Origin of the sequence: Butyricimonas sp. RTP31003st1_G1_RTP31003_210430, from assembly GCF_040920905.1 — a bacterium.
GTDB lineage: Bacteria > Bacteroidota > Bacteroidia > Bacteroidales > Marinifilaceae > Butyricimonas > Butyricimonas paravirosa.
The window spans coordinates 1-8789 of sequence record NZ_JBCOSQ010000110.1 but is presented as its reverse complement, the minus strand read 5'-3'; the positions used below and the strand labels follow the sequence as shown (position 1 = coordinate 8789).

At 36.2% G+C, this 8789-nt stretch carries 11 protein-coding genes; all 11 read left to right on the top strand.

Going from position 1 to position 8789, the window contains the following annotated elements; translation table 11 throughout:
* Positions 1–94: 94 nt before the first annotated feature.
* The 11 genes from AB5542_RS20505 (at position 95) to AB5542_RS20455 (ending at position 8661) form a co-directional block, all read left to right on the top strand.
* Positions 95–505 carry a hypothetical protein gene (locus AB5542_RS20505; protein ID WP_368243407.1) on the top strand — a complete coding sequence of 137 codons (411 nt, stop codon included), beginning with the start codon at positions 95–97 and terminating at the stop codon, positions 503–505.
* A gap of 62 nt (positions 506–567) precedes the next feature.
* Positions 568–1239 (top strand): hypothetical protein, encoded by a 672-nt coding sequence (locus AB5542_RS20500; protein ID WP_117515665.1) that lies wholly within the window; start codon positions 568–570, stop codon positions 1237–1239.
* A 478-nt stretch (positions 1240–1717) separates the two neighbouring features.
* Positions 1718–2419, top strand: a complete 702-nt coding sequence (locus AB5542_RS20495) for a PoNe immunity protein domain-containing protein (RefSeq protein ID WP_120081184.1) — start codon at positions 1718–1720, stop codon at positions 2417–2419.
* 9 nt (positions 2420–2428) lie between these two features.
* Positions 2429–2950, top strand: coding sequence for a hypothetical protein (locus AB5542_RS20490; RefSeq protein ID WP_007480238.1), 522 nt, complete (start codon positions 2429–2431; stop codon positions 2948–2950).
* A 562-nt stretch (positions 2951–3512) separates the two neighbouring features.
* Entirely contained in the window at positions 3513–4484 is a 972-nt protein-coding gene (locus AB5542_RS20485) for a hypothetical protein (protein ID WP_177299011.1), read from the top strand.
* Between the two features lie 76 nt (positions 4485–4560).
* A complete protein-coding gene (locus tag AB5542_RS20480; protein WP_368243406.1) occupies positions 4561–5028 on the top strand; it encodes a hypothetical protein in 468 nt (155 codons plus the stop codon).
* Between the two features lie 45 nt (positions 5029–5073).
* Positions 5074–5775 carry a PoNe immunity protein domain-containing protein gene (locus tag AB5542_RS20475; RefSeq protein WP_368243405.1) on the top strand — a complete coding sequence of 234 codons (702 nt, stop codon included), beginning with the start codon at positions 5074–5076 and terminating at the stop codon, positions 5773–5775.
* A 98-nt stretch (positions 5776–5873) separates the two neighbouring features.
* Positions 5874–6851 carry an NTF2 fold immunity protein gene (locus AB5542_RS20470; RefSeq protein ID WP_368243408.1) on the top strand — a complete coding sequence of 326 codons (978 nt, stop codon included), beginning with the start codon at positions 5874–5876 and terminating at the stop codon, positions 6849–6851.
* A gap of 179 nt (positions 6852–7030) precedes the next feature.
* Positions 7031–7489: a DUF4375 domain-containing protein gene (locus AB5542_RS20465; RefSeq protein WP_368243404.1), complete on the top strand. Its 459-nt coding sequence runs from the start codon at positions 7031–7033 to the stop codon at positions 7487–7489.
* Between the two features lie 39 nt (positions 7490–7528).
* Entirely contained in the window at positions 7529–7948 is a 420-nt protein-coding gene (locus AB5542_RS20460) for a hypothetical protein (RefSeq protein ID WP_259001785.1), read from the top strand.
* Between the two features lie 68 nt (positions 7949–8016).
* Positions 8017–8661 (top strand): hypothetical protein, encoded by a 645-nt coding sequence (locus AB5542_RS20455; RefSeq protein WP_259001784.1) that lies wholly within the window; start codon positions 8017–8019, stop codon positions 8659–8661.
* The last annotated feature ends 128 nt before the right edge of the window (positions 8662–8789 follow it).

The window sequence follows — 8789 nt, the reverse complement described above, 5'->3', positions numbered from 1 at the left end:
ATGTGTAGGCATCGCAAAATAAATCACCGATAACGAGCCAAGTTAGCTGCTAAACGCAGCTCCTTGTCAAGCCATTAACAACATTATGAATACAATGGCAATGAATCTGCTTAATACTATTATACTCTGTTTGTTTCTGCCTTTGGACATTGTAAGCCAAGTGCATGATACAGACACCTTATGTTATAAGAATGACACGATATATCAAGAGTTAAGAATCACAAGGGTCAATGAAAAGAGAATTTATTTCGTCTTGTCATCCACCAAAGAAGACGGTAAGCTAACAGATATGCATAAAGGCTATGCTTCTATATCCGATTACGCTTATCTTGCTTCTGAAACAGATTTCGCAGAAGATGGTTCATTGTATCCTGTCGTTGAATATTGGTATGAAGATTTAGATATATCATTTTCCATAAGAGTCAGTTATGATATGGGCTTAGCTACAATTTCATGTGCAGGGAGCCTTTCATTGCCTTATATTTATAAGCTGAAAAAGAAATAGAGTTGTTAACAAGCACCTGTGCCACCTAATGGTGGCAAGCTGCATCCCATTAGCGTTGATATATGAGAAAAGAAATAATACAAGCAATCATTAAACCATATATGAAAAGCAAGGCATTCCAAAATAAAGGAATGCGTTTTATTAAAGATATGGGATTGTTTCAGATAGAAGTCGAAATTCAAAGCCAACGATATTACAAAGAGGAACATACTGAAAATTTCAGAATAAATTACTTTTTGTTTTGCCGTGAATTTACAGAACTATCGGGTAGGAAATTAAGCTTTGCTGGCGGGAGTATTGCAGAAGAAAAAAGTTCATGGATAAAAATAAATCCTCAAACTGATATAGAGCGATTAAAAAGTTGGCTTTTATGTGAACTTGATTCTATGCTGAATAAGTTGGAAAACAAATATTCCATTGAATATTTGTTAGATATTTGGTCAAAAGATGATACAGACCTTCAATATCCGTTCTTGTTGGCAAAAAATAATCCTAAACGGCTTGATGAATGGACGGACAAAATGAAGTTTGAAATACAAAAATTGGATGCTAAACTTTTGGAGTTATCTTCCGAAAAGTCAGAACAAGAAAAGAGAGATGATTGCTTGGATAAAGAAATGAGATTAGATGGCATTCGTATGAAAATAAACAGATTGGTTTCAAGTAGAAAGAATATATTAGGAACTCTTGATTTTATCCAATCAAACGCTAACAAGGTCGAGAAAACAACTTAACGTTGTCTCTCACCAAACCATTAATGGTAATTAAGTATGATAGATTATTTATTTTTCAAATTTTATAGGCTATGGAAATACAGTTCTTATTCCGAAATAGCGGTTTATGCAGCTTTGTTAATTCTCGCTGTATTTCTAAATTGTAATATTCACACAATATGGGGAGTATTGGAACAATATAAAATATTGCCTTATCCAACGCGAACAATGTATAATGTGTCTTTAGGGCTGATATTCATTCTTTTATGTATTCGTTTCTGCTGGAAAAGAAGGTATAAAGCTGTCATAGAGAAGTTTAATGAAAAGCCTAATAAGAATAATCTATTGATACTTATATTATACATTTTCCTTTCGTTGTTTCTCTTTGTTTTAGAGGCTTTTTATAGTAAAGGGAAAATATAAATATACCATTAACAACGCAGGATAACGGCAAGCCGTTCCCTGCTGAACCATTAACATCAAAAAGCAGTGTACCATAATGGAAACAAGAGATAAACTTTTTACAGAAGAACAGTATTTGAAGCAACTGAAAATGTATGATGAAGATATTAGTTATTATGAACAAATGCATCTTTCAGGAAAACATATAGGTTACGATTCTTTGTTCAATTATAGGCTTCGTTATTTATTAGTACAGTATTCTATGGGACAGGATATTGATAAGCTGAAAAACAATTATGTGAAAGCCCTCAAAACAATGCCGAGATTTTGGACGGACAACGGACTTTATATTGAAATGTTGTGGCTTCTGTCAATAGGCATTATGTTGGATTACGAAGACGACCTTATACATGGTCTGGTGCAACTGATAAAAGACAGAGAAGCTAAAGACTATATTTATGATACATTGATTAGATACAGATTTCCTGATTGGGAAAGGACAACAAACCACGTATTATATCCGTCACCCTATCGAATTGCTATCACTGTTACAGAGTTGGCTGAACAAGACAAAGCAGAAGCGGTGAAACGATTGGAGAAATACCTCAAAAAAGAATGGTATCGAGGACATTCTGATTTATCTTGGCATGACGACCATAAATGTGGTATCAACCATGACGGTTATTGGTGTTTTGAAAGCGGTGCATTGGTCAAGGTCTTGGGGCTGGATGATAGCAGCCTGAAAGGGTTGCCCTACTATCCATACGACATGGTACACTGGAATGACAATATTAAATGAAGAAAAGGTATGAGTTACTCTGTTTGTGCATATTTGACAGAAGCCGATAAGGTAAAGTCTGTTTATGGAACTTGTGATAATCAGCTTATAAACCAATTAAAGGTTGCGTTGAAGCAGGAACTTGACACTCTGAACGATTATTTCAGCGATAGCCTGAACACGGATAAAGATGCTTATGCAGCGTTGGCAGATATAGTGAACGGAGAAATCCGTTATCCCGAAATTGCTTTCATGTACGGGTATGTATATGAAAAGATTTGCAACCATTATGGAACGCAAATCTACTGTGCGGAAAACCTTTGGCAATTGGATAGCCAAAGTACATTCATCCCTATTCCATTGAGCAGTGATTTTCCCTATATCATCAGCATACCCGTTTCAGATTTGGAGAGCAAGCGGACGGAATACACCTCACTACAAGAGGGTAACGGTATCGGAGATTATGATTACGAGCAGGAAATGGACGACTTGAATTTCATTTTCGATGAAGCCGTTGAAGCGCAAAAAGACCTTGTTATTATGGTGTATTGATATGGTACACTGGAATGAGAATAAAATATGATGTTAACGAAGCAGGATAACGGACAAGCCGTTCCCTGCTAAACCATTATGAACAGTAGCAATATATGATACATAGAATATTAGGATATTTATGGTATAAGACAGAATACTTAATCCGACATTCAGATTCTTGGCATGTCCCAGATGTGTTAAGTATTGTAATTATGTTTTACGGAGTAGATATAGCTTTGATATATTGGGCAGCTACAAGTGTTAATCCGGGACCACTTTTTCTGCTTGCCTTTCCTCTTGTATGGATTATTCTGTATATCTATTATCATTATAAACGACGGTATTTGAAAATTCGAGAGGACGAATCGTATAAGAAATATTCCAATATATGGGCTATTCTATTTTTAATATTACCGTTTATTATTCTAATTGTATTGCTGTTTATGGCAGATAAATTTTATATGCCATATTAATCTTTTATAATAAAATAAGTTCATAACAAGGTTGAGATAACAGCTAACGCTGTTTCTCACCAAACCATTAATAATAATTGAGTTCGTAAAAAAAAGATTCACATAAAATGGAAAGAATAAAAACAATAGCATTTAGAGGTGGTAACGATTTAATTGCCAATTTACAGCTATGTATTGACCGGATTAGTTATACGATTCCTGATGTCATGAATCGTATATCAGGTCAATATAATGTTAGATGTGTGTTTGAAAAGGTTGAAAACCAATTAACCTTTAGTGATTCCATTTTAGGCGAACTAATAAATCAAACTTATTTGGGGAAAGTCTATATAAATGACAAGTCAGATATACGATTGCTTTCTCCGAATAGTGGTTTGTCTGAACATAAAATAGATTTTAGCTTACAAGGAGAATTTAATATAGGTGTTAAGATTTTTAAGGACAAGCCTGTTCACACCTTGCCCGCTATTGATGTTCTTCCAATACCTGTTGAAATTATCACTATTTACTTCTATTTTTCAGAAATGAAACTAAATGAAAATTTGGTTTACTCTATATCTGACAAATACTTTGATTCTTATAATTATCTCGGCTTCATTCTTGTGGACTTAGCAAAAATGGAAGAAATAATAACTCGAAAATATGGCAATCGGAAGTTGGACTTAATAGACGAATTTTCCAATACAGAGCTAATCGATGAACTGTTCAGCCAAGAAATAATCATGATAACTTGGGGTATTCATCCCTATTCTTATCCGATTTACAGTTCTGAAAATATTGATTCTATCCGTCCTTTATTGGGGCGAGAGTATAAGCAAGAGGGTCGCTTTTACATCAAGGAAGACATAAGAGAGTTGAGTTTAATTCCGGGCTACGAATTAAGGAAGTGGCCGGAATTTACACAAAAAGAATGGACTAAAATATCATTGAATGGCAAAGGAAAAATAGCACACTTAACTCCTTATATCCTTGAAGATTCTGAATTTGAAACAGTATTAGTTTCATTTCTAATTCATAGAAGCGAGGGGTGCTTAAAAGAAAGTATTCCTCTGCTAAATGTGAATCTTTTATACGAATAACATTGTAATTATTATTAACAAGCCAAGATAGCTGCTTAACGCAGCTCCTTGTCAAGCCATTACTAACAATAGTGCGATGAATAAAACCGTCCAATCCATATTATCATTGACAGCTTTCAGTGCTTTACTGATAGTCATAACATTATTTTGTGGTGGCTTAGGTTTTGGTCGTTTGTTCGAGATATATGGCATTATGGAATATTGTTTTTTAGGTTTACTTCTAATTATAGATATATTGCTAATCTACAAGGTCTATAAACTATATGCAATGCAACCTAAAGCGATAGTGTTATTGTTGGGCTTGGAATGTTGCTCTATTCTTTTGTGGATTGCCTTTATCTGTATAGACCAAAGTTTATTAGATTGGCAAATTACAAACTTCATATTGAAAGTTGTCAATTTAGACGGCTTCAAGGGGGATGAACGAGGATTGAATATGCTCGCAGTCTTATGCGGCATTGTTTATCCTCTTATTGGGATTGGGTGTTTATTCTCCGGATTGGGATTTATAAATAAGTTAGTAACAACGAAAGATAGCATCTGATGATGCTCCTTTCTAACCATTAACATCAAAAACAGTGTACCATATATGGAAACAAGAGATAAACTTTTTACCGAAGAACAGTATTCGAAGCAACTGAAAATGTATGATGAAGATATTAGTTATTATGAACAAATGCATCTTTCTGGAAAACATATAGGTTACGATTCTTTGTTCAATTATAGGCTTCGTTATTTATTGGTACAGTATTCTATGGGACAGGATATTGATAATCTGAAAAATAATTATGTGGAAGTCATCAAAACGATGCCGAGATTTTGGACGGATAACGGATTTTATATTGAAATGTTGTGGCTTTTGTCAATAGGTATCATGTTGGATTATGAAGATGACCTAATACAGAGTTTGGTGCAACTGATAAAAGATAGAGAAGCAAAAGACTATATTTATGACACCTTGATTAGATACAGATTCCCAGATTGGAAAAGGACTACAAACAAAGTATTATATCCGTCACCCTATCAAGCTGCTATCACTGTTACAGAGTTGGCAGAACAAGATAAGGCAGAAGCTGTAAAACGATTGGAAAAATACCTCAAAAAAGAATGGTATCGGGGTCATTCTGATTTATCTTGGCACAACGACCATAAATATGGTATCAACCATGACGGTTATTGGTGTTTTGAAAGCGGTGCATTGGTCAAAGTCTTGGGGCTAGATGATAGCAGCCTGAAAGGGTTGCCATATTATCCATACGATATGGTACACTGGAATGGGAATAAAATATGATGTTAACGAAGCAGGATAACGGACAAGCCGTTCCCTGCTAAACCATTAGCAAAAACAGAAAGTCTATGAACAAAGATTACCTTAAAAATGATAGAACGATGATAAAAGAACTTACTTCTTTTCCCAAGCGGGCACGTACCATCGACTGGGAAGACGGCAAACTGATTTTTGATGGCGATAAGGTGATGCTCATGCCCGAGCTATCTGTGGAGGTGATGCAACAGATTGGCGCTTATCCTGCTTTGGTGGGATTTCATGTCAAGCATTACCCTTTAACGGACGAACAGATTCAACCGCTGGCAGGTGCCAAGAAAATGGTCAATGTAGGGATCGAATATGCGAAGCTTACCGACGCATGCTTTGCGGTATTTGCCACCATGCCCACTTTGGAGTATCTGCTCTTGGCAGGAAATCCTACAATTACTGGAAAGGGGTTGTCCATGATGCAGGCAAGTAAGGTGGCTCTGTTGGACTTGAGCGCCACGTCGCTGGACGATGAGGGGTTGCATCGGGCTGCTCAGCTTCCTAAGCTGAATCATTTGCATGTTCGACAAACTCAGATCACTTATGAAGGGGTGCTTGGCATTGCTTTCAATAAACGCCTTTCCTTGCGTCCTGGCGACCTCTTTACCCAGGAGCAGATGGAGCTGTTCGCCTCGTTGCAACGAAACCAGGCGAAGAAGAAGCTGGAGGTGGACGCTGATGCGGTTCATCAGGCGGAACAGGTGCTGTATGCTTTCTTTGCCGCCATGACTCAATGGGAGAAATATACCGACCAGACAGATTTTGATGCGCCGGATGTGCGACCGAAGTTGCAGCAGATCTGGCAGCAGTATGTATCCGAGAAGCCACGGATGGGGTATCGGCCGCTCGCTTTGTCGCTTTCTCCAGAGGGGACGTATGCCACCTTCCGCCTGGTTGATGCCGAACAGGTTTCCCGCAACAAACTTTACATCTATGCGCAGGATGAAAGAATCAATCTCGACTATCGTTTCTGTATGAAACGTGTGGGGGAAGCATGGAAAATCGATGCAGTACAGATGCGGACAGACGGGTGGAGGCGTTGTGGATTGTAAAAAGAGGAACTTGAACGAAATTGCATTCGGGAATGATATTTTCAATTTCGGATAATAAACGGTATTTTGTTCATAGACCTAACCCAATATTAGAATGGGTATTATATTTTGCTAACAAACCGAGATAACGCTTACAGCGTTCCCCGCTAAACCATTATCTATAATAAAAGGAGGCAAAAATGATGAGTGATTTAGAAGAAATTTGGGAACAGAGTTTTTCTCAACTCGGGTATAAGTTAGATTTAGTTAAGCCCGACTATCAAGAAATGGAACATGATGATAGGATGATCGCATCCCTGTATTGGTTGGAATTGGAGATGTATAATGGTGGTTTTGTTCAATTTTTCTGTAATTGGGGATATGATGCTTATTTACTTGCTGTTGAAGGATTAGAGCAAATAGGAGCTATTAATACCAAGGAGCTTTTATTGAAAGCTTACTCTATCATTGAAAAGTTTGAAGATGATGAACGTCTTGAAGAATTATGGGACTTACCTGAATATCTTACTCAATCAGATGATGATGAGTTATCGAAAATAGATGAAGAGTATTGGCAAGATAAGGAACAAATTTCAAGGCTTATGCTTCTGAAGTTTCATCCTGATTCAATAAAGAATATAGATAACAAGGAAAGTTAACCCCTGAATGGTGTTCCTTTCCAAACCATTAACAACATTATGAATACAATGGCAATGAATCTGCTTAATACTATTATACTCTGTTTGTTTCTGCCTTTGGACATTGTAAGCCAAGTGCATGATACAGACACCTTATGTTATAAGAATGACACGATATATCAAGAGTTAAGAATCACAAGGGTCAATGAAAAGAGAATTTATTTCGTCTTGTCATCCACCAAAGAAGACGGTAAGCTAACAGATATGCATAAAGGCTATGCTTCTATATCCGATTACGCTTATCTTGCTTCTGAAACAGATTTCGCAGAAGATGGTTCATTGTATCCTGTCGTTGAATATTGGTATGAAGATTTAGATATATCATTTTCCATAAGAGTCAGTTATGATATGGGCTTAGCTACAATTTCATGTGCAGGGAGCCTTTCATTGCCTTATATTTATAAGCTGAAAAAGAAATAGAGTTGTTAACAAGCACCTGTGCCACCTAATGGTGGCAAGCTGCATCCCATTATTGATAATTGCATATTATGTTACAAATACTTAGACATACAGCATTTTATGTTGTCCTATTCTTACTTCTATCAAGTTGTGCTGCAATCAAGGGGGTAAAAGAGGTCTCATGCCATTTGGTAGATACAATAAGCCAGCAGGATTTGCATCTTGCCCCAACTTATAATGTCGCAGTAGGAAATAGTGATACTATTTGTTGTTCTGACAGGTGTCTTGAAGAAATAATGCAATCTGATGTGAACGGAACAAATATATACTTTCGTACAGTTACAGATAAGGAACATCGCATTATATCCCAATATATCTACGATAATGACAGAAAATTATTATCTTGCTTTTTTGAATTTATGCCTAATAAATATAATTGGGTTCGGATTGGTAGGGAATACAAATTTAATTCGAAAGGAGATATAATCAAGATTATAAATCATGAAGATGGATATTCAATTTGTTACGAACAAGCAATGTATATCGGTGACAGATATAGTAAGCGAAAAGCAAGTAAGGAATATCCAGAACGAATTTTGAATAGAGGCAAATGGCAAGGCAAGAACATTTGGGAATATCACTATATAAATAGAAAGAAGCAAAATAAAATGCTTGTCATTGACGGTAACAGTGGTAAAATACTTAAAAAGTTAGATGTTATTATAACATATTAATATATCAATAACGAGCCAAGTTAGCTGCTAAACGCAGCTCCTTGTCAAACCATTATCAGTAATTAAATAGTGTAACATTATGAATATATATGAAATTGGACAAGACTTTGATAATTACAAGTTCTTTG

What these genes read in the sequence shown, in the direction of transcription:
- AB5542_RS20465 (WP_368243404.1), top strand. Translation starts at nt 7,031, where the DNA reads ATGATGAGTGATTTAGAAGAAATTTGGGAACAGAGTTTTTCTCAACTC.
- AB5542_RS20505 (WP_368243407.1), top strand. Translation starts at nt 95, where the DNA reads ATGGCAATGAATCTGCTTAATACTATTATACTCTGTTTGTTTCTGCCT.
- AB5542_RS20485 (WP_177299011.1), top strand. Translation starts at nt 3,513, where the DNA reads ATGGAAAGAATAAAAACAATAGCATTTAGAGGTGGTAACGATTTAATT.
- AB5542_RS20500 (WP_117515665.1), top strand. Translation starts at nt 568, where the DNA reads ATGAGAAAAGAAATAATACAAGCAATCATTAAACCATATATGAAAAGC.
- AB5542_RS20475 (WP_368243405.1), top strand. Translation starts at nt 5,074, where the DNA reads ATGGAAACAAGAGATAAACTTTTTACCGAAGAACAGTATTCGAAGCAA.
- AB5542_RS20480 (WP_368243406.1), top strand. Translation starts at nt 4,561, where the DNA reads ATGAATAAAACCGTCCAATCCATATTATCATTGACAGCTTTCAGTGCT.
- AB5542_RS20470 (WP_368243408.1), top strand. Translation starts at nt 5,874, where the DNA reads ATGATAAAAGAACTTACTTCTTTTCCCAAGCGGGCACGTACCATCGAC.
- AB5542_RS20460 (WP_259001785.1), top strand. Translation starts at nt 7,529, where the DNA reads ATGAATACAATGGCAATGAATCTGCTTAATACTATTATACTCTGTTTG.
- AB5542_RS20490 (WP_007480238.1), top strand. Translation starts at nt 2,429, where the DNA reads ATGAGTTACTCTGTTTGTGCATATTTGACAGAAGCCGATAAGGTAAAG.
- AB5542_RS20495 (WP_120081184.1), top strand. Translation starts at nt 1,718, where the DNA reads ATGGAAACAAGAGATAAACTTTTTACAGAAGAACAGTATTTGAAGCAA.
- AB5542_RS20455 (WP_259001784.1), top strand. Translation starts at nt 8,017, where the DNA reads ATGTTACAAATACTTAGACATACAGCATTTTATGTTGTCCTATTCTTA.